Source organism: Novosphingobium sp. BL-S-34 (assembly GCF_056857015.1).
This window is the reverse complement of sequence record NZ_CM166472.1, coordinates 363,026-382,510: the sequence shown is the minus strand read 5'-3', so window position 1 is coordinate 382,510 and position 19,485 is coordinate 363,026. Positions and strand designations below refer to the sequence as shown.

Sequence of the window (19,485 nt, the reverse complement as noted above, 5' to 3'; positions counted from 1 at the left end):
GATTTTCAACGCGTGAAAGGCATCATAATAATGGCCCAGATCTCGGCTTCGGACCCGATTGTCATTCTTTCCTACGCCCGCACCCCGATGGGTGGACTCCAGGGCGCTCTCGCCGAAGTTTCGGCGACCGATCTCGGCGCAACCGCCGTCAAGGCTGCGGTGGAACGCGCAGGCGTTGCGGGTGAGGACATCGAACGCATCTACATGGGCTGCGTGCTGCCGGCCGGTCTCGGCCAGGCCCCTGCCCGCCAGGCCGCATTGAAGGCCGGCCTGCCGAAGTCGGTCCAGGCCACCACCGTGAACAAGGTCTGCGGCTCGGGCATGCAGACGGTCATCATGGGCGCGGAAGCGCTTGCCTCCGGTTCGCTCGACCTGCTGATTGCCGGCGGCATGGAATCGATGACCAATGCGCCGTATCTCTCGAAGAAGCACCGTTCGGGTGCCCGCGCCGGCCACGACACGCTTTACGACCACATGTTCCTCGACGGCCTGGAAGATGCCTACGAAGGCGGATCGATGGGCTCGTTCGCCCAGGTGACGGCCGACGAATACCAGCTCACGCGTGAGAACCAGGACGATTACTCCATCGAATCGCTGCGCCGCGCGCAGGAGGCGATCAACAACGGATCGTTCAAGGACGAAGTCGTTCCGGTCACCGTGAAGACCCGCAAGGGCGACATCGTGATCGACAGCGACGAGCAGCCGCCCAAGGGCAATCCCGACAAGATCCGCACCTTGCGCGCTGCCTTCGCCAAGGACGGTACGATCACCGCCGCCAGCTCCAGCTCCATCTCGGACGGTGCGGCCGCGGTCGTCATGACCCGCGCCAGCGTTGCCGCGGAAAAGGGCCTGACGCCCGTCGCCACCGTCGTCGGCGTCGCTGCTCATGCGCAGGAGCCTGCGAAGTTCACCACGGCACCGGTGGGCGCCATCACCAAGCTGATGGAAAAGGTGGGCTGGCAGCTCTCGGACGTCGATCTGTTCGAAGTCAACGAGGCCTTCGCCTGCGTGGCCATGTTCGCGATGCACGACCTGGGCATCCCGCATGACAAGGTCAACATCCACGGCGGCGCCACCGCACTCGGCCACCCGATCGGCGCGTCGGGAACCCGCATCATCGTCACGCTCATCAACGCCCTCAAGGACAAGGGCCTGAAGAAGGGCGTTGCGTCGCTCTGCATCGGCGGCGGCGAGGCGACGGCCGTGGCGATCGAACTGGCCTGACCGTTCTTACAGCATAAAAGAAACCCCCGTCCTTGCGGCGGGGGTTTTCTTTTATTCCCAGCCGTTTACCGGCCTCAGTTCAGGGCGCGCCCGCGCCCCAGAGCATCTCCTGCTCCACGAAACCCTTGTGCCCCTGAACATCGAAGGGGCACCATCCCTCCTTGCAGTCACCCAGCACGCCGACCACGCCCGATTCCATGCGCCAGAGCATGGGCGAAGCGGAACTGGGCGCCGCATGCATTTCGACCAGAGCCTTGCGCCCAGGACCTTTCACCAGCGCAGAGCGCTGGCGGGAGAGCAGGAGATCGCGCATCCAGCCTTTGGCGCCGTCAGGGTCTTCCACGAGTCTCCACGGCCCTTCCCGTCGCAGCACTTTCACGGGCAAGTGGAGACGGCGATAGACCCAATCGATCTTGTAGGATTCACCCGGCCCCACGCGCAAATTCGCGAGATCGGTATCCACCGATGCCCAATAGGGCACTTTGTCGTCATCTGCCGCATGGGCAGCGCCGGCCAGGGTGCAGAGAGCGACTGCACAAGCGGCCAAAGCCGACTGTCGAACTTTTCGAGGAAACATGGTCATTTCATACCCTCTAGCCGCACAGGTCTTCAAGGTTTCTTACCCCAGCCCTGTGGACGGCCGGAAAGTGCGGAAGGCTTAAACTGTCGGATCGAAAACAGGTTGCCCGAGTTTGGATCACAAATGTGATCGGGCGCTTTCAGCGGCACATGACGATGGCTTTTTATTTCGTTATTTCAATGATTAGCCGAGCCAATCTCAGCGGATTTGCAAGATACCGCGGACATCCAATGCGCAATGAAACCAAGGCTTTCGGGACATTGCCCTGCCGGTGATACCTCCGATCTTTCGCGAACGATCGAGACCCATCCGAACAAGCCCGAGTCGGCTTTGCGGGAAATCCCTCAGGTACAACCCCTTGTGTGCAGCCAATTTGCTGCTTTAGACCGATTTCCGGCGCGCGACGATCCAGGCACGCCGATGGGGACAATCGATGACGAAGCGCGGGCTCTTGCCCTTTCTCGCTCTGCCGGCAGCCATGCCGGTGGCCGCCATGGCGCAGGATGGCCGTACCGACTTCGCCGACAGCGGCGATACGGCCTGGATGATCGCAGCAGCCTGTCTGGTGCTTTTCGCCGGGCTCGGCCTTGCCCTCCACAATTCCGGCAGCGTGCGGGCGCGCAATGGGCTTTCGGTGCTCATCCAGACCGCCGCGGTCTCGGCGGTGGTGACGCTGCTCTGGGGCCTGGTGGGATATACGCTTGCATTCGGCGACATTACCGGCGGATGGATCGGTGGCGGCAATGCCTGGATGCTGATCGAGCTTGGCAACTTGCGGGGCGGAACCCGAACTGCCGAAAGCGCCTTCGCCCTGTTCCAGATCGCCGTGGCCGCGCTGGGGCCGGCCCTCATGATCGGAGCTTGGGCCGAACGTGCCCGCTTCGGCTGGGTAGTCACTTTCAGCGCGCTCTGGACCCTGGTTGTCCAAGCCCCGATTGCCCACTGGATCTGGGGCGGTGGCTGGCTCTCGCGAAATCTGGGTGTGCTGGACTGGGCCGGCGGTCTCGTGACCTTTACCAGCGCGGGTGTCTCTGCACTCGTCGTCGCCCTCCTCATGGGGCGCAGGCTGGGTTTTCCGGGTCAGTCGGGCAGACCACAAAACCCGGCGCTCGCGCTCTCCGGCAGCGCGATCGTCTGGATCGGCGCTCTGGGTCTATGCGGAGGCTGGGCTGTTGCCGCCAATGACGATGCGGCGGCGGCGATGATCGCGGCCCACCTCGCCATCGCGGCCGCGGCCCTGACCTGGGCCGGCCTCGAGCGACTGTCCATCGGTCGGGTCACGGCCATTGGCCTGGGTAAAGGCGTCATAGCCGGCATGGCCGTCAGTGCACCCGCGGCAGGCTACATCTCACCTGGCGCCGCCATGCTTTTCGGCGTCCTCGGGGCGCTGACGGGGTTTCCGACGCGCCGCCTGATCCGCGAGGCCCTCAACGTCGACGACACTCTGGATGTTTTCGCAGTGTCCGGAGCCTGCGGTATTCTGGGCTCCCTGCTGCTCGGCTTGTTTCTTTCCCCGAGCCTCGGAGGCATCGGATATTTCGGCGACATGTCCATGAAAACGCAGCTTATTGCACAATTATATGCACTCGCCATCGTGATTTTCTGGTCGGGAATGGCGACAGCGATCGTTGCCCTCATGGCCTCCCTCCTCTTCCCGATGCGCGTGTCCGAAGACGCCGAACTGGCCGGCCTCGACCTTGCCAGCCACGGTCACGGCGGAGAGCCGTTGCCCTGATGAAGGACCATCCCCTTCACGCCATCGGGCGAACGCTTCGGCTGAGCCTTACGCCGTCGGGACGCTCGCGGCGAAGCGAGGTATGGATCTACCTGATGTCCGCCGCGCTCATCGCGGCGCTCCTTTCCGGCCTCGTGTCCTGGGTCATGGAAGGCCCCCTCACCTCGTGGATCGGCCTCGCACTGGTCCTTGTCTGCGTCCTGCCGGCGCCGGCGCTTGCGGTACGGCGCTTCCACGATATCGGCCTCAGCGGTTGGTGGACACTGGCTCTCATGATCGGCGCGCTGCGCCTGCTGCTGCTGGAGATCCTCCAGCGCAGCCTCGGATGGGACGCCAGGGCAATGGCCGAAAGCATCTTCCACTGGGTGGATTGGGCGATTCTGCCCGCTTTCGGCCTTGCTTACCTCGCGCTGCTGACTTGGCCGGGAACCCGCGGCGACAATCGTTTCGGGCCGCGAGTGACATAGCTCAACGGAAGCGTAATCAGCCGGGCCGTTTCGGCAAGGCAATCTCCGCCAGGCCCGCGCACATGAGCGTGCCCTTCTGATTGGTCATCTTGTGCTTGACCTGCACCAGATGGCGACCCTCGTCATCGATCATCGTATCGACCACTTCGGCGGTCTGAATGGTCACATCTCCCGAAAGTGCCGGGCCCCGGTAATTGGCTGTGGAGTGCACCACCATGCCCCATTCCCCGGCCCAGCCCGCCAGATAGTCGGTAACCCACGCCCCCATCGAGGCGCCATATCCGTATGCCCGCGGCATGCCGATCTTGCGCGCATATTTCGGGAAGAGATGCCCACGCGACGGGCCGAAATAGGCACCATCCGTCAGTTCGGGATTGATCCGCTCCATGTGGGGATCGTTTTCATGCCCGGCCATCTCCGGTGTGAAGCCCAAGGCCGCAAGATCGAGTTCGCGCCGGTCGAGCGTCCCCCAGGTGGTGAACAGGAAGGAACGCCATTCGGTCGTGAAGCTCGCGACCGTATGCGGACCGAAGACGCGTTCGGGCAGATGGTCGCCCACTTTCACATCATCCCACCAGCGCTCCTTGTGGCCAAGCTCGTGCAACATCTGAATCCATGCGAACTTGCGGGCTTCGAGCTTCTCCAGTTCGTCATCCGACCATTCCGGTTCCTCGAACTCCGCCGTGTTGACGGTGTCGCCGCCGGCATGGGCGAGGTAGCGGATGGCGGTCGAGCGCTGCTTGGCGATCAGTTCGCCGTTCTGATTGCGGTAGAAGTTGTCTCCGCGCTGGAAGCAGGTCGGCCCGAAACCGGTGCTCTTGACGACGTAATCAAAGGGAATGCGTTCATTGGTCACGACATCGCCGCCGAAGATGCGCGGGCCATAATGCCAGAACTCATCGCCGCCGAAGAGCAGGTGCGAATTCGGTATGCAGCCGACACAGGAAGGTGCCGTGCCGTGGCCGTCGTCCATGACGATAGGAAAGCTTTGCGGCGCGACCAACTTTCCGTAGCGGCTTTCGGCGGCATAGGCCGGGTCGAAGTGAACGAGATTGGGATAATGCATGGCCTGGGCCCAGCGGCGGATGTCGTTGTTTCCCAAGGGCTCGCGGATGGGCGACGAATCGATCACTTTGCCGAGATACTGGTCGATGTCCGAGCAATCGAATTCTGCCACGACCTGATCCGATCCCTGGCCTGACGCTTGGTTAGACATAAGCGGTTCCCTCTCCTGGTGGCCGCCTCCGCAGCCTTCCTGATCGACACTGCTGTCTATTACGTTCAAAAGCCACCGTCCGCGATCTCATATCCTCCCGGCGTTGCAGCGCTTGAACGGCATGACACGCCTCTCGACAGAGCATCGGCGCGGCACTATGCCGGTTTAATCGATCGCTTAAACGGACTGAACATGACCTTGCCCGCGTCCTTCGACAGCTTGCGCCTTCCCGTGATTGCCGCTCCCATGTTCATCGTTTCGACGCCCGAACTGGTCGTGGCGCAAGTTCGTTCGGGCATCGTCGGCAGCTTTCCGGCGCTCAATGCCCGTCCCGCCAGCCAGCTCGACGATTGGCTTTATCAAATCAGTGAAGAAACAGAGGGTTATGACGCACCCTTTGCGGTCAACCTCATCGTCCACAAGAGCAACAACCGGCTCGAAGAGGACCTCAAAGTGCTGGAACGGCACAAGGTGCCGTTGGTCATCACCTCGCTTGGCGCCATTCCCGAGGTCAATGCGGCTGTCCATGGCTGGGGCGGCATGGTCATGCATGACGTCATCGATAACCGTTTCGCCCGCAAGGCCGTGGAAAAGGGTGCGGACGGGCTGATCGCGGTAGCGACCGGCGCAGGAGGGCATGCCGGCCCGCAGTCTCCTTTTGCCCTGATGCAGGAAATCCGCGCCTGGTTCGATGGCCCCCTGGCGCTGTCCGGTGCGATCGCTTGCGGCCGCTCCATTCTCGCGGCGCAGGCGATGGGCGCCGACTTCGCCTATATCGGCACGCCCTTCATCGCGACCCGCGAAGCCAACGCCGCTGAGGCGTACAAGCAGGCCATCGTCGACGGCAACGCGGGCGATATCGTCTATTCCAGCCTCTTCACCGGAGTCCACGGCAACTACCTTCGCGCATCCATCAAGGCTGCCGGGCTCGATCCGGACAACTTGCCGGAAGGCGACAAGAGCCAGATGGACTTCGGCTCCGGAGGAAACACGGCAGCGAAGGCCTGGAAGGATATCTGGGGGTCCGGCCAGGGCATCGGTGCCATCTCCAATGTCGAATCGGTAGCGGAACGGGTCGCCGAGTTCGAATCGCAGTACCGGGCTGCCGGCGAGGAATTGCGCAGCCGCTCCGGCATGGGCTGAACGATCAAAGGAATCGCAGCGGGCTGAAGTGCCTGTTCGGTTCCCGACCAAAGCGCTTCCACCAAGCTATCCAGCTCAAGGAAATCGGATTCCGCCCTGAGCGGATCGTTGCGATTGAGCAGCGGCCTAAGCGTCGATTGCCCAAGCAACAGTCGCCGCAAGGCGCGTTGCAGCAGTTCGATCCGCCAGCGCGCCACTTCCGTCGCGCGATCCGACTCCCGCGTCCGATCGCGCGACCATCGAGCCTCGATCTGGCCCAGACGCTCGCAGACAAGCTGTGTGTAACGGCGATGAGGTCCCCGATGAAGGGGCAGCCCCAGTCGAATTCCAGCCAGTTCAGAACAGGGAAGCAAAAGTCCGTTACGGCGGAAGTCCTCGAAGTAGGTCCGCACCCCGCCGAGCGCCATGAAAAAGGGCTGAAAGTCCGGTCTGCGGGCTAGTTGCAGCGGGAGGAGGTGATGCCGTTGCAGCCCTTCGTCATGATCGGGCAGGCCCCGCCGGTTGACGGAGCGAAACGAAAGATGCCGCCTCAGGGGTGCGGCTGAAAATCAAGCTTGCCGCCAGACCCAAAGCTGCCGTCCCGCCCGGGAAGGCTCCAGAAGCAACCGCCCTTTCGGCGTATCGATCTCGCGCGGTTCGGTGATCGAGCCCTGGCGAACGAGGTAATCCACGATCCGGATCGCCAGCTTCAGCGTTTCCGAGGGCGGCTCGCCCGCAGCCCCCTCCAATTGCATCTCGCAGCCCGAAAAGCGCGACAACCCACGCGTTGCGATGCTGCCGTCCTCCCCTCGCAGCAGCGCCGTCAGCCCGAGGGCGGGAAACGTACCGCCCGCAAGCCAATTCACCACGATCTGCGCGAAATAACGTGGCTCCATCACGGTTTGCGCCGATTGCCAGCCCACCGCAGCGACCGGCAGCTTCAGAGCGAGACTGGCAGCCAGTCCGGCCTGGGTCCGGATAACGGGCGGCAAGCCCGCACCGCCGGCGATATGTCGCCCGGGGAGAAGATGAATCGCCTCCAGTTCCGTCATAAGCGGCGCGCGGTCGAAGCCATGGATCTGCACCGTGTCGCCGCCGGCCGCAGCGTCTGCGGGTTCAAGGCCGGTCAGCTCGAAAGTCAGCCCGCTGGCGAGCAGTTCCAGCCACCCCTCGTCATCGGCAGGCCGATGGGTGACCCTGGCCATGATTTCCCCGTTCGAGGCATCCAGCAGAGCCGCGATCGCGGCTGCGGTCGGACGCTCCCCGGGTCGGAAAAAGAGCGAGACACCGTTGCCCGGCGCGGCGGGCGCCAACTCCATGTCCCCGGGTGCCGGATCGGCCGCATGCGGATCGTGGTTCACACCATCATCCGGCGCGGTCAGACAAGTCGTGTTCTGTTCCAAGATGCTCAGCTCGTTCGTTTTCAACGTGAACGATAAGGACGCAGTTCAGAGCGAACGTCGAGTCTGTTTACTAACTGATGCAACCAAAACGGTTTCATCTTCAGAAGATACCGAGGTCCAATCCTTCCGCAAATGCGGATCCAAGGTTTCGACAGGCATCGAGGTCCACCTCCGAAACGGTCTTTTCCGCGCGGATCTCCTCCATCGTCTGGGCACCGAGATTGACGATCAGCGACTCCGCCACGCGCTTGAGCCTCCAACCGGTCAGGATCCTGTCCATTTGCGAGAGCGCGCCGGCCCCGTCCGATCCGGCCGATATTGCCGTGGCGTAAGGGCGGCCTTCGACCCTGCCGAGCATGGGATAATAGCAGCGGTCGAACATTTCCTTCATCTGCCCCGTCATGCTTCCCAGGTTTTCCGGACAGACGAAAACGTAGCCCTTGGCGCCCAGCAGAATGGCCGGCATGGCCTCAGCCGCGGTGAGCAGCACGCCCTGTTCGCCCGCGCCCTGCGCGACGGCGGCCGCCATCGCACGCGACGCACCGGTGCGGCTGTGCCAGATTATCGCCAGCATCGATCCCTCTCCTCTTCCAATCGCCTCGCTGCCCTTTTCCCCGCTCGCCGCATAGTCTAGTCGGATCGCCATGGCTTCGCGACCTGTTACTTCCGTACTCGGCATCGATCGTTCGCTCACCGGCAAGGCCTGGCGCTGGCGAGGCGGCAACATGGACTTGTCCGAAGGCACTTCCGGCTATTCCGGCGGCGGGCTGGAGGACGACATCGTCACCCAGATCCTGCTGTCGCGCGGCGTCCCGCGCGAGGATCTCGATCGACATCGGTCGCCTTCGCTGCGCTCTTTCCTGCCCGATCCCTCCGAATTCCGTGACATGGATGCCGCTGCCGAACGGCTGGCGCAGGCGGTGATGACGGGCGAGACCATGACCGTCTACGGCGACTACGACGTGGACGGCGCCACCAGCGCGGCGCTGCTGATTCTCCTGCTGCGCGGGCTGGGTCACGACGCCCGCTACTACATTCCCGATCGCCTGCTCGAAGGCTATGGCCCCAGCGGCGAGGCGCTCGTCCGCATTGCCGGTGAAGGTTCCAGCCTGATCGTCACGGTCGATTGCGGCGCCATGGCTCATGAGGCGCTGGAAATGGCGCATCAGGCCGGCGTCGACGTGATCGTGGTCGATCACCACAAGTGTGCGCCCGAGCTTCCCCGGGCAACCGCGCTGGTCAATCCCAACCGCCTCGACGAGAGCGAACTCGCGGCGGGACACGGGCATCTCGCCGCCGTTGGAGTCGCCTTCCTGCTTGCCGTGGCCACGGTTCGCACCTTGCGCCGCCGCGGCTTCTTCGAGAAGCGCAGCGAGCCGGATCTCTTCGCCCTGCTCGACCTGGTGGCGCTCGGTACGGTGGCCGACGTGGCAGCCCTCCACGGGCTCAACCGCGCCCTTGTGGCCCAGGGCCTCAAGGTCATGGCCCGGCGCGACAACATCGGCATGGCCGCTCTGATCGACGCAAGCCGCCTGAGCCGGGCGCCGACGTGCTCCGACCTGGGTTTTGCACTGGGCCCGCGCATCAATGCCGGCGGCCGCGTCGGCGAATCCACGCTGGGCGTACGCCTGCTGACGACGACCGATCCCGACGAGGCGCAGGACATCGCCGCCCAGCTCTCGCGCCTCAACGACGAGCGACGCGGCATCGAGCAAGTGGTTCAGGAAGCCGCAGAGGCACAGATCGAGCGCCAGCATAACCGCGCCGTCATGGTTCTCTCCGGCGCCGGATGGCACCCGGGCGTCATCGGCATCGTCGCCGGGCGCATCAAGGAGAAGACGGGCAAGCCCACGCTCGTCATCGCCATGGATGCCGACGAGGCGGGAAATGGCAAAGGCTCCGGCCGCTCCATTCCCGGCGTCGACCTGGGCGCAGCCATCATCGCGGCCCGCCAGGCCGGTCTTCTGGTGGCGGGCGGAGGCCATGCCATGGCCGCGGGCCTCACCGTCGCTCCCGACAAGCTCGAGGCGCTCTCCGAGTGGCTCGACGCTCTGCTGGCGGCCGATGTGTCACGAGCGAGCGCCAACCAGTCGATGTTGCTGGATCTGGCGCTGGCGCCGCGTGGATTGACGCCTGAACTCGTGGAGAAACTGGAAAGCGCCGGCCCCTTCGGCATGGGCTGGCCGGGGCCGAGAGTGGCCGTAGGGCCCGTGCACGTCATCAAGGCCGACACGGTCGGTGCCGACCACGTTCGCCTGATCGTCGGTGGGCAGGACGGCGGCCGGTTCAAGGCCATGGCCTTCCGCTCGGCGGAAACCGAGATGGGGCAGGCCCTCCTCCACGCGTCACAAGGGCGCCGCCTCTGGCTGGCGGGACGCGCCAAGATCGACGACTGGGGCAGCCGTCCGCAGGCCGAACTGCACATCGACGACGCGGCCTTCGCCGGCTGAATTGTGCAGCGCCCTTCCCCCGCAAAGCCGCCGCTTCGCCGGCTTGTCATAGAGAGTTCAAATTATTCGCGATGAGGGGGTTGACCCCCCTCCGGACCCCCGCTAGAGGGCCGGTCCTGCCTCCGGCGCAACACCGATTGGCCCCTTCGTCTAGCGGTTAGGACGCGGCCCTTTCACGGCTGAAACACGGGTTCGATTCCCGTAGGGGTCACCATCTCGTTGGTGCGTCAAGGTGGATAAAATGGCTTCACGGCCCCTTCGTCTAGCGGTTAGGACGCGGCCCTTTCACGGCTGAAACACGGGTTCGATTCCCGTAGGGGTCACCATTTACATCCGCCTTCCAGCGGCACATGCTGGCCATATGGCCCCTTCGTCTAGCGGTTAGGACGCGGCCCTCTCACGGCTGAAACACGGGTTCGATTCCCGTAGGGGTCACCAGCAGATTTCGGGCCAGCGCCCACTTCCCCCTTCTTCTCCGACATTGCCGATATATCAGCGACATGCGCGCCAACCAGCGGTCCTGTTGGCCTGATCGAGATGAAGATGATCCGCGTGGGCGGCGTTGTAGTCCGGCGAAAGCACCGTCGAAAACGCATTGCAGGCCGAATCGCGCACGGCGTGGAGAAAGGCCGCGGCTTCGACCGAACCCTTCCAGTCCTTGCGCACACTCAGCCGCCTGCCATCCGCCAGCACGAACCCCGAAATGTCGATGGCATTGCCGGTGGCATGTTCGCTCCAGTTACCCTTGGTGCCGTTGCCTATGCGGCGGCAGTTATACGTGCCGAGTTGCTCGATCCTGACCACCCTGCTGCCAAAAATCGCCTCCGCCTGCGGCTGGACGCCGTGTCGCAGCCACCAGGCCAGACCGGCATCGACGGCACAAGTGGCCTCTGGGCGGGACGGAGAGAGCCGGATCTCGGCCGCTGCGGGGGCGGCCAGCACCTTGCGATCGTCGCGCCGGCAACTGTCGCTGCCAGTGGGCGCCAAGGCCGTCTTGTCGATACCACTGCGATCGAGAAACGCACGGCACAAGCCCCGGTCCGCGCGCAGGGCTGAGAGTTTTCGCGGGGTGGCCCAACCCGGTTGTTCCTCCAGGCTCAGGGGCGTCCAGGGGTCGTAGCCGGGATGTTCGCGCAGCCACGCCCGCCCGGCGAGCACCAGGCAGGCCAACAGAAGTGCAGCGACGATGAAACGGTCGAATGGGAAGGACATTCCTCGCCCAACGCATGGGAGGGGCGCTTGCTCCGGCCGGGCCTCAGTCCATCAGTGCGAAGAGCGCCCAGGCCAGCGCCGTTGCACCGCAGAAGAGCGGCCAGGACCAGTAGAGTTCGTGGCCCTGGTAGAAGGTATGGGTGATCGCAAGCATGCCGCCGCGCGATCCCTGGGATCCGATGACGAGAGAAACGACCCAGGTGAGCAGGAACCCTGGAATCAACGCCTTGATGGCCGACATGGATGGTGTCCGGTTTTTGAATAAGCCTGTCGGGATTTTGGCAGCGACAGGTAAATTTCCTCCTACTGGGCGGCATGGAGGCGCTGTGGACAATTCCGGCAAAACCGGTGCATGGCCGGTGGATAATGGGCGGAAAACCTGTGTGATGCGCACAAAAAAGGGGAGCCGGTCTGGCTCCCCTTTTTCTTTTTCAGTTGCCGCGGCCTCCGCTCAGACCGGCGGCACCGGCTGGGGCGGCGCGTCGCTGTCGACCTCGTGGGTTTCGATCAGCCCGCGTCCGACATGGCTGCGCGAACGGCTATAGCCGTAATAGACCAGAAGTCCGAGCATGGCCCAACCGACGAACAGCGCGATGGTCTGCACCGAGAGGCTGAAGAACAGGTAGATGCAGCCGATGATGGCCAGCGGCGCCGTCACCATGATGGCCGGGGTCCGGAACGGGCGCTTGCGTGCGCCGTCGGTCTTGCGCAGCACCATGACCGCGATCGAAACCGCTGCGAAGGCGAAGAGCGTGCCGGAGTTCGACACGTCTGCCAGCAGGCCGACCGGGAAGAAGGCTGCAAACAGCGTCACGAACAGGCCGGTCAGCAGCGTGATGACGTGCGGCGTGTGGAAGCGCGGGTGCACCTTCGAGAAGAACTCGGGGAGCAGGCCGTCGCGGCTCATCACGAAGAAGATGCGGGTCTGGCCGAACATCATCATCAGGATGACCGAGGGCAACGCGATGATCGCGGCGGCGCCCACCAGCCAGCCCACGAAGGGATAGCCGACCTGGCGCAGGGTCCAGGCCAGCGCTTCCTTGGAGCAGACCACGGCATTTTCATGGATTGCCGCACAGGCTTGCGAAAGCTCGGGCGTTCCCGGCGACAGCGCCTGGCCATTGGCGCCGAACACCGGCTGCGCGCCGACGGTACCGATCACGCCCGACGCCACCAGCATGTAGAAGATGGTGCAGATCGCAAGGCTGCCGATCAGGCCGATCGGCATGTTGCGTTGCGGGTTGGTGGTTTCCTCCGCGGCCGTCGAGACGGCGTCGAAGCCGACATAGGCGAAGAAGATCGAGGCTGCGGCGCTGGAAATGCCGGTGAAGCCAAGCGGCGCGAAAGGCGTGAAGTGACCCGAGCGGATGATCGGGATCGTCAGGGCCACGAACAGGGTAAGCGCCAGGATCTTGATGCCCACGAGCACCGCATTGACCGTGGCGCTTTCCTTGGTGCCCTTGATGAGCAGCGCCGTCACCGCCGCCGCGATCAGCATCGCCGGCACGTTGATGATGCCGCCGTCGAACGGCCCCCGCACGAAATCGTACGGAATATGCATGCCGAAGCTGCTGTTGAGCCACCCGATGAAATAGCCCGACCAACCGACCGAAACGGCGCCGGCGGCAATGGCATATTCCAGAATGAGTGCCCAACCGACCATCCAGGCGACCAGCTCGCCCATCACGGCATAGCTATAGGTATAGGCGGAGCCGGATACCGGCACCATGGCTGCCATCTCGGCGTAACAAAGCGCGGCCACACCGCAGACGAAGCCCGCGATGACGAACGAGAACATCATGCCCGGGCCAGCCTTCTGCGCGGCTTCCGCCGTCAGAACGAAAATGCCCGTGCCGATGACGGCGCCGATGCCAAGCATCGTCAGCTGGAACGCGCCCAGCGTCCTGTGAAGTGATTTCTTTTCCGCTGTCGCCAGAATGGCGTCGAGCGGCTTTACGCGTCCGAACATTGCGGTCGACCCCCGAATTTCTATATGCGCCGACGCTAGCGGGCTGCGGCGGCATGGCAAGCCTTAACGCTATCGGCTCCCCAGCTTTACCGAGATTGTTCCGCTTTGGCCGCAGTCTGGCCATGACCATCGCCTTGTTCCGATGCGCCGCAACGAAAATGCGCTTTTGCGCATCATCCAACCCGCGCTAGAAGCGAATCCATGTCTACGACCTTCCAGCTCGACACCGCGACCAGTCGCGCCAACCCCACGCCCGCGCCCATGAAGCGCCTGACCGTACCTGCCATCCAGCGCCGCAAGGTGGAAGGCAAGACCGTGGAGCCGCTGGTGATGCTCACCGCCTATACGGCGCGCCAGGCCCAGCTTCTCGACGAACATTGCGACGTGCTGCTGGTGGGCGATTCCCTGGCCCAGGTGATCTACGGGCTTCCCTCCACCCTTCCCGTCACTCTCGACATGATGATCGCTCACGGCGCCGCCGTCGTGCGCGGCAGCTACCATTCGCTCGTCGTCGTCGACATGCCCTTCGGCTCCTATGAGGAAAGCCCGCAGCAGGCCTTCGCTTCCGCGGCAAGGATCATGGCCGAAACCGGCTGTGCGGCCGTCAAGCTGGAGGGCGGCGTCGCCATGGCCGAAACCATCGCGTTCCTCACGCAGCGTGGCATCCCGGTGATGGCGCATATCGGGCTGACTCCGCAGGCGGTCAACGCACTGGGCGGTTACGGCGCGCGTGGACGCAGCCAGGAAGAGCACGCCAAGATCATCACGGACGGCAAGGCCGTAGCGGACGCCGGCGCCTTCTCGGTCGTGGTGGAGGGCGTTCTCGAGCCGATCGCCATCTCGCTCACCCATAGCCTCGACATTCCGGTCATCGGCATCGGCGCTTCGGCCCAGTGCGACGGACAGGTCCTGGTGGCCGAAGACATGCTGGGCATGTTCGACCGCGTGCCCCGTTTCGTGAAGCGCTATGCCGACATGGCCGGGCTCGTTTCCGAGGCTGCCGCGAAATATGCCGAGGAAGTGCGCGCACGCAGCTTCCCCGGTCCGGAACAGACCTATCAACCGAAGTAAGCCGGCCCCCAGAACGGAACCGGCCTGACCCCGGCCGGCACTGACGCCGGCGATCAGTTCTGCAGGTCGTACTGCTTGAGCAGATCGTAGAGCGTCGGCCGGCTGATCCCCAGCATCTTGGCCGTGCTGGAAATATTGCCTTCGCTGCGCGCGAGTGCATGGCGGATGACCTTGCGGTCTGCCTGCTCGCGCGCGGTCTTGAGGTTGAGCGCGTTGATCACTTGCTCGTCGGGAGCGGCCAGGTCGAGATCGGCGGCGCCCACCAGCTTTTCGTCCGCCATGATGACGGCGCGCTTCACCCGATTCTCCAGCTCGCGTACGTTGCCCGGCCAGTGCCAGGCGTCGATCGCCGCCAGCGCATCGGCAGCGAAACCGCGCACGCTGGGGTTCATTTCCTTGGCGTATCGGTGGAGGAAAGCCTTGGCGAGCAGCGTGGCATCGCCGGGCCGCTCCGCTAGGCCGGGAATGCGCACCACGATCTCGGCCAGGCGGTAGAACAGGTCCTCTCGGAAGCGCCCTTCCCCGATCATGGCTTCGAGGTCCTGATGCGTGGCGCAGACGATGCGCGTGTCGACCGGGATCGATTCGCGCGAGCCGACCCGCTCGATCACGCGCTCCTGCAGGAAGCGCAGCAGCTTCACCTGCAACTGGAGCGGGATATCGCCCACTTCGTCCAGGAACAATGTCCCCCCCGCCGCCTGCTCGATCTTGCCCGGCGTGGTCTTGACCGCCCCGGTGAAAGCGCCTTTCTCGTGGCCGAACAATTCGCTTTCGAGCAGGTTCTCCGGGATCGCGGCGCAGTTGATGGCCACGAACTCGCGCTTGGCACGTCCGCTGGCCTCATGGAGCCCGCGCGCCAGCAGTTCCTTGCCGGTGCCGCTCGCGCCGAGCAGCATGACCGAGACATTGGTGTTCGCCACCCGCTCGATGGTCCGCCCCACGCGGACCATTTCGGGCGCTGCGGTGATCAGCCTCCCGAGCACTTTCTCGTCCTTCTCGACCCGCGAGGCGAGGCGGCGGTTTTCCTCCTCGAGCCGGTGAAGCTGAAGGGCGCGGCGCACGATCAGGCCAAGGGCGTCGATGTCGACCGGCTTCTGATAGAAGTCGTATGCGCCGCGCGCGATCGCCTGAAGCGCGGATTCGCGCGCGCCATGGCCGGATGCGACGATCACCTTGGTGTCGGGCTTCAGCGCCATGATCTCGTCGAGCACGGCAAAGCCTTCGGTCGTGCCGTCGGGATCTGGAGGCAGGCCGAGGTCCAGCGTCACCACGTCGGGCGTCTCGGCGCGCAGGAGCGCCAGCGCCGAGGGCCGGTCGCCGGCAACGACCACGTCGAAATCCTCATAGGCCCACTTGAGCTGCGCCTGAAGACCGGCATCGTCCTCGACGACGAGGAGCTTGGGTCGGGTCTCGGTCATTCTCAGGCTACCTTCTGGTCCTTGTCAGTGCGGTTGAGATACATGTCGGTGGCTGCGGCCAGCGGTATGCGAACAATGAAGCGCGATCCCAGCCCTTCCCGCGATTCCACGTCGAGCCGGCCCTTCATCGCCTTCACCAGCTCGCGCGCCTCGAAGGCGCCGATGCCGAAGCCGCCACTCTTGGTGGAAACGAAGGGCTTGAACAGCCGGTTGCGGACGAATTCGGCCGACATTCCGGTGCCGGAATCGGCCACTTCGAAGCGGGCGCTGAGGCCGTCCGCGCGGATGGACAGGATGACCGGGCTCTCGGGCCGGCTGGCGTCCAGTCCATTCTGCACCAGATGGACCAGAACCTGTTCGAGCGAATGGGCGTTGGCCGTGGCGACAAGGTCCTGGACTTCGCCCAGCACGACTTGCCGGTGGCCGTTGAAGCGGGCGACCACGCTGCGGGCGACATCCGCGGCGCCCACATCGTGCAGCCGGTCCACGCCGCCGGCCCCATAGCGCGAGAGGCGGGCCAGCAGGGCATTGAGCTTGTCCGAGGAATTGCGCAGCGTGACAAGCATGTCGGCGCGAAACTCGGGCTTGTCGGCATGAAGTTCGGCATTGCGCGCGAGCAGGCTGAACTGGCTGGCCAGGTTCTTGATGTCGTGCATGACGAAGGCGATGCGGCGGTGGAAATCCTCGAACCGGCTCGATTCCGCCAGGGCTTCCTGGCTGGCGTGCTCGGCCAGATAGCTGGCGAGCTGCTGGCCGATCACCCGCAGCAGATCGAAATCCTCCCAGTCGAACTTGCGCGCCATCGCCGGGCGCGCCAGCACGACCATGCCGACGAGCCTTTCGTAATGCACCAGCGGAACCAACGCCCAGGCACGGCGCTCGGCAAGCAGCCAGTCGGGGGGGGCTATCTCAAAACCTTCGGCGACGACGCCTGCGCGCACCTCGTCGAGATCGGCGATATAGCAGGTCTGCTCGAACGGTCCGAGGGCGGCGAGCGGGTAGGCCAGGGCCGGCACATCCACTTCGGGCCAGTTCCAGCGGGCAGCGAGCATGAGATCGCCCTGCTCGTCCGGGCACAGCAGCAGGCCGGCAGGGCTGTAGGTGATATCCGCCAGGGACTGCACCACGCGCTCGCTGAGCGGAAGGGTCTCGTCGTCGTTCTTGCCGATGGTCCGGGTGAAGCGCAGCCATTCCTCGCGGTAGTCGTAGCGATGCTGGAAGAAATGCTTGGCGAGAATGACTTTGAGCCAGCTGCGCACGCGCCGCGAAGGCAGCACCACGAGGGCTATCGCGCTGGCGAACGTGAGGAAAGCCATCTCGATCAGCCGCGCAAAATCGCCGCCCGCATAGGACAGCCACTGCGCGACCGACACCATGGCGACCAGATAGACGCCGATGACGAGCAGCGAGAAAGTCTGGAACGTGACCGCGCGCGAGGGTTTGAGCCGCAATTCGTCGCGGTTGCGCGATGCGGTCAGGGCAAAGCAGCCCGCCAGCACGATTGCCGCGATGCCGCGCAGCGCCGCGATCTCGCTCGGCCAGCTTCGCGCGAGATAGGCCACGGTGTAGAGGTTGAGGTCGAAGGACCAGAGGACCGCCAGCCCGATTGCGGGCCAGCGCAAGGCCGGTCGCACTTCACGCGGTGCGCCCGCGTAGAGGTTGTGTACCAGCACCAGCCCGCCCACGGTGACGAGCAGGCGCAGCATGACCTCGATCTCGAACCCCAGATTGGCGAGACCGCCCTTCACCGAGAGGTAAGTCAGGGCCAGCGTCATGCTGAGGTGCAACGTCTCGACGAAAGCCAGTGCGAAGATCACCGGCCGAATCGGCGCAAGGCTGGAATGACGCCCATCGCCCGCGAAAAGCCGGTAGATCGCCACCAGCCATGCGAGATTGCGGATGCTCTCCGCAAAGGAGGCAAACATGGGAACTTCGGCAGTGAGGCCCACGGCCGCCGCGATGCACCAGCCCGCCGTCACCAAAAGCGCTGCGACGACCGCGCCTCCGGCTCCCGCCAGGCGCCCGCGACGAGGCCAGAGCCAGAGCGCCAGGCTGGCGACGGCAATGGCGCCGGTCAGGTCGAATGCGATCCCTGCGGTCGTCCAAAAATCCAGGCTGCGGGCCGCGCTCATCGCGCGCCTTCGCTCCACAGGACCACGCGCAGCGTCTGGAGAATGATCAGCAGGTCCAGAAAGGGTGTGTAGTTCTTGGCGTAATAGAGATCGTATTCCAGCTTGTGCCGGGAATCCTCTATGGAAGCGCCGTAAGGATAGTTGATCTGCGCCCAGCCCGTGATGCCCGGCTTCACCATGTGCCGCTCCGCATAATAGCGCAGCGCATCCTCGAGTTCCGCGACGAACTGCGGGCGTTCGGGACGCGGGCCGACGAAACTCATCTCGCCCTTGAGTACGGTCCAGGCCTGGGGCAGCTCATCGATGCGGACCTTGCGAATGAAACGCCCGACGCGGGTAACGCGCGGGTCGTCCTTGGAAGCCCACTGGGCCCCGGCCACTTCGGCATCGGTTCGCATCGAACGCAGTTTGATGACGTCGAAATTCTCACCGAACAGACCCACCCGCTGCTGGCGGTAGAATGCCGGACCGCGGCTGTCGATCTTCACCAACAGCGCGAACAGCAGGATGATCGGCGCCGTCACGCATAGCGCCACGGCGCTGGCGACGATGTCGAACAGACGCTTGGCGACGCTGGAGATCATCCGTCCCGAAGAGAAGCCGTCGGAAAAGATCAGCCAGCTCGGATTGACGGTGTCCAGATCGACGCGCCCGGTTTCGCGTTCGAGGAAGCTGGAGAACTCGTTGACATGCACCCCCGTGGTCTTGATCCGCAGCAGGTCCTTCAGCGGCAGCGCGTTGCGGCGCTCCTCCAGCGCGAGGACAACTTCGGTAACGCCCAGATTGTCCACGAATCGGGTGAGATTGTGGATGGCGCCGCGCGAGATGGCTTCCTCCACCACCGGCGCGCCATCGCTCATGGCCACATAGCCGACGATGACGAAGCCGCTTTCAGGCCGCTCCGCCAGGTCGCGCAGACGCTGTGCGCGATCGCCCGCCCCCAGGACGAGCACGCGGCGGCGGAAGGCCGAAGTGCCGAGAAATCCGCCCAGAACGAGGCGATTGGCTGTCAGCAGCACGATGGCGAACGCCATCGAATAGGCGAGCGTGGAGCGCCAGAAGTTCTGCGCGGCGAACAGGAAATCGACGAAGGAAAGCGCGATCACGCCCAGCGAAATCGCCACGAGCAGTCGCGCGGCCGCGAAGCGCATGGAACGCAGGGCCTCCGCGCCGTAGACGCCCACGGCCACCATGGACAGCGAGATGACGACCGCGAAGCCGGCGTGAAGCCCGATCCGGTCGACGAGACTGCCCAGCGCCATCCCGATCTGCCCGGCGCGCAGCCGCCAGGAAAGCTCGTTCGCCCCCAGCAGCAGGAACATGTCTGCCAGCCACAGCAGGGCCACGGCATGCGGGATGTAGTGTTTGAACAGACGAATCATCGTCGTGGGGCGCCATTTTCCGAGCCGAATCCGGCAATGAGGCCAGACTTATCCGAAAGGGGTAAACTGTCGGTGAATCTGACAGCCGTGAAACCGGCGGAAGC

At 64.4% G+C, this 19,485-nt stretch carries 16 protein-coding genes, 3 tRNA genes and 1 pseudogene; 9 read left to right on the top strand and 11 right to left on the bottom strand.

Features of this window, described 5'->3' with window-relative positions; genetic code table 11:
* The first annotated feature begins 30 nt into the window (after nt 1-30).
* The gene (locus AC1VV3_RS01780) at nt 31-1,224 is read left to right on the top strand and encodes an acetyl-CoA C-acyltransferase (RefSeq protein WP_134092823.1); all 1,194 of its coding nucleotides are present in this window, start codon (nt 31-33) and stop codon (nt 1,222-1,224) included.
* A 79-nt stretch (nt 1,225-1,303) separates the two neighbouring features.
* On the opposite strand, the gene AC1VV3_RS01775 is transcribed toward AC1VV3_RS01780, so the two are convergent.
* Nucleotides 1,304-1,801: an SH3 domain-containing protein gene (locus AC1VV3_RS01775; protein WP_132262554.1), complete on the bottom strand. Its 498-nt coding sequence runs from the start codon at nt 1,799-1,801 to the stop codon at nt 1,304-1,306.
* 481 nt (nt 1,802-2,282) lie between these two features.
* Here AC1VV3_RS01775 and AC1VV3_RS01770 point away from each other — a divergent pair, with 481 nt between their 5' ends.
* Together AC1VV3_RS01770 and AC1VV3_RS01765 are read left to right on the top strand one after the other, a co-directional pair.
* Complete coding sequence (locus tag AC1VV3_RS01770; RefSeq protein ID WP_482961944.1) at nt 2,283-3,539, top strand: ammonium transporter; 1,257 nt, start codon at nt 2,283-2,285, stop codon at nt 3,537-3,539.
* Complete coding sequence (locus AC1VV3_RS01765; RefSeq protein ID WP_431566599.1) at nt 3,539-4,006, top strand: DUF805 domain-containing protein; 468 nt, start codon at nt 3,539-3,541, stop codon at nt 4,004-4,006. The genes AC1VV3_RS01770 and AC1VV3_RS01765 overlap by 1 nt, the downstream gene beginning before the upstream one ends.
* Before the next feature lie 16 nt (nt 4,007-4,022).
* Here AC1VV3_RS01765 and AC1VV3_RS01760 read toward each other — a convergent pair whose 3' ends face one another.
* Complete coding sequence (locus tag AC1VV3_RS01760; protein WP_431566598.1) at nt 4,023-5,222, bottom strand: FAS1-like dehydratase domain-containing protein; 1,200 nt, start codon at nt 5,220-5,222, stop codon at nt 4,023-4,025.
* Between the two features lie 192 nt (nt 5,223-5,414).
* Here AC1VV3_RS01760 and AC1VV3_RS01755 point away from each other — a divergent pair, with 192 nt between their 5' ends.
* The gene (locus tag AC1VV3_RS01755) at nt 5,415-6,365 is read left to right on the top strand and encodes an NAD(P)H-dependent flavin oxidoreductase (protein WP_431566597.1); all 951 of its coding nucleotides are present in this window, start codon (nt 5,415-5,417) and stop codon (nt 6,363-6,365) included.
* Nucleotides 6,366-6,613: 248 nt separating this feature from the next.
* Here AC1VV3_RS01755 and AC1VV3_RS01750 read toward each other — a convergent pair.
* From AC1VV3_RS01750 to AC1VV3_RS01740, 3 genes and pseudogenes are all read right to left on the bottom strand, one after another.
* Nucleotides 6,614-6,835: pseudogene (locus AC1VV3_RS01750) on the bottom strand (AHH domain-containing protein); the annotation flags it as partial.
* A gap of 78 nt (nt 6,836-6,913) precedes the next feature.
* Nucleotides 6,914-7,771, bottom strand: a complete 858-nt coding sequence (locus AC1VV3_RS01745) for a hypothetical protein (RefSeq protein ID WP_431566596.1) — start codon at nt 7,769-7,771, stop codon at nt 6,914-6,916.
* Between the two features lie 76 nt (nt 7,772-7,847).
* Complete coding sequence (locus tag AC1VV3_RS01740) at nt 7,848-8,321, bottom strand: flavodoxin family protein (protein ID WP_431566595.1); 474 nt, start codon at nt 8,319-8,321, stop codon at nt 7,848-7,850.
* Nucleotides 8,322-8,391: 70 nt separating this feature from the next.
* Here AC1VV3_RS01740 and recJ point away from each other — a divergent pair, with 70 nt between their 5' ends.
* The 4 genes from recJ to AC1VV3_RS01720 all read left to right on the top strand — a co-directional run bounded on the left by recJ (nt 8,392) and on the right by AC1VV3_RS01720 (nt 10,635).
* Nucleotides 8,392-10,197, top strand: coding sequence for a single-stranded-DNA-specific exonuclease RecJ (gene recJ, locus AC1VV3_RS01735; protein ID WP_134092817.1), 1,806 nt, complete (start codon nt 8,392-8,394; stop codon nt 10,195-10,197).
* Between the two features lie 139 nt (nt 10,198-10,336).
* Nucleotides 10,337-10,411: transfer RNA gene (locus tag AC1VV3_RS01730), tRNA-Glu, on the top strand.
* Nucleotides 10,412-10,448: 37 nt separating this feature from the next.
* Nucleotides 10,449-10,523, top strand: a tRNA-Glu gene (locus tag AC1VV3_RS01725).
* Nucleotides 10,524-10,560: 37 nt separating this feature from the next.
* A tRNA-Glu gene (locus AC1VV3_RS01720) sits at nt 10,561-10,635 on the top strand.
* Between the two features lie 54 nt (nt 10,636-10,689).
* On the opposite strand, the gene AC1VV3_RS01715 is transcribed toward AC1VV3_RS01720, so the two are convergent.
* The 3 genes from AC1VV3_RS01715 to AC1VV3_RS01705 all read right to left on the bottom strand — a co-directional run bounded on the left by AC1VV3_RS01715 (nt 10,690) and on the right by AC1VV3_RS01705 (nt 13,378).
* The gene (locus AC1VV3_RS01715) at nt 10,690-11,409 is read right to left on the bottom strand and encodes an extensin-like domain-containing protein (RefSeq protein ID WP_431566594.1); all 720 of its coding nucleotides are present in this window, start codon (nt 11,407-11,409) and stop codon (nt 10,690-10,692) included.
* 43 nt (nt 11,410-11,452) lie between these two features.
* Nucleotides 11,453-11,650, bottom strand: coding sequence for a hypothetical protein (locus AC1VV3_RS01710; RefSeq protein ID WP_132262541.1), 198 nt, complete (start codon nt 11,648-11,650; stop codon nt 11,453-11,455).
* A gap of 210 nt (nt 11,651-11,860) precedes the next feature.
* The gene (locus tag AC1VV3_RS01705) at nt 11,861-13,378 is read right to left on the bottom strand and encodes an amino acid permease (protein ID WP_132262539.1); all 1,518 of its coding nucleotides are present in this window, start codon (nt 13,376-13,378) and stop codon (nt 11,861-11,863) included.
* 201 nt (nt 13,379-13,579) lie between these two features.
* On the opposite strand from AC1VV3_RS01705, the gene panB reads away from it, so the two are divergent.
* Nucleotides 13,580-14,449, top strand: a complete 870-nt coding sequence (panB, locus tag AC1VV3_RS01700; RefSeq protein WP_132262537.1) for a 3-methyl-2-oxobutanoate hydroxymethyltransferase — start codon at nt 13,580-13,582, stop codon at nt 14,447-14,449.
* A 53-nt stretch (nt 14,450-14,502) separates the two neighbouring features.
* Here panB and prsR read toward each other — a convergent pair whose 3' ends face one another.
* From prsR to AC1VV3_RS01685, 3 genes are read right to left on the bottom strand one after another with little or no spacing between them, the layout of a single operon-like run.
* Nucleotides 14,503-15,867: a PEP-CTERM-box response regulator transcription factor gene (gene prsR / locus AC1VV3_RS01695; RefSeq protein ID WP_132262535.1), complete on the bottom strand. Its 1,365-nt coding sequence runs from the start codon at nt 15,865-15,867 to the stop codon at nt 14,503-14,505.
* Between the two features lie 2 nt (nt 15,868-15,869).
* Nucleotides 15,870-17,999 (bottom strand): XrtA/PEP-CTERM system histidine kinase PrsK, encoded by a 2,130-nt coding sequence (gene prsK / locus AC1VV3_RS01690; RefSeq protein WP_482961943.1) that lies wholly within the window; start codon nt 17,997-17,999, stop codon nt 15,870-15,872.
* Nucleotides 17,996-19,381, bottom strand: a complete 1,386-nt coding sequence (locus tag AC1VV3_RS01685) for a TIGR03013 family XrtA/PEP-CTERM system glycosyltransferase (RefSeq protein ID WP_132262531.1) — start codon at nt 19,379-19,381, stop codon at nt 17,996-17,998. Before AC1VV3_RS01685 ends, prsK begins: the two co-directional genes overlap by 4 nt.
* Nucleotides 19,382-19,485: the final 104 nt, after the last annotated feature.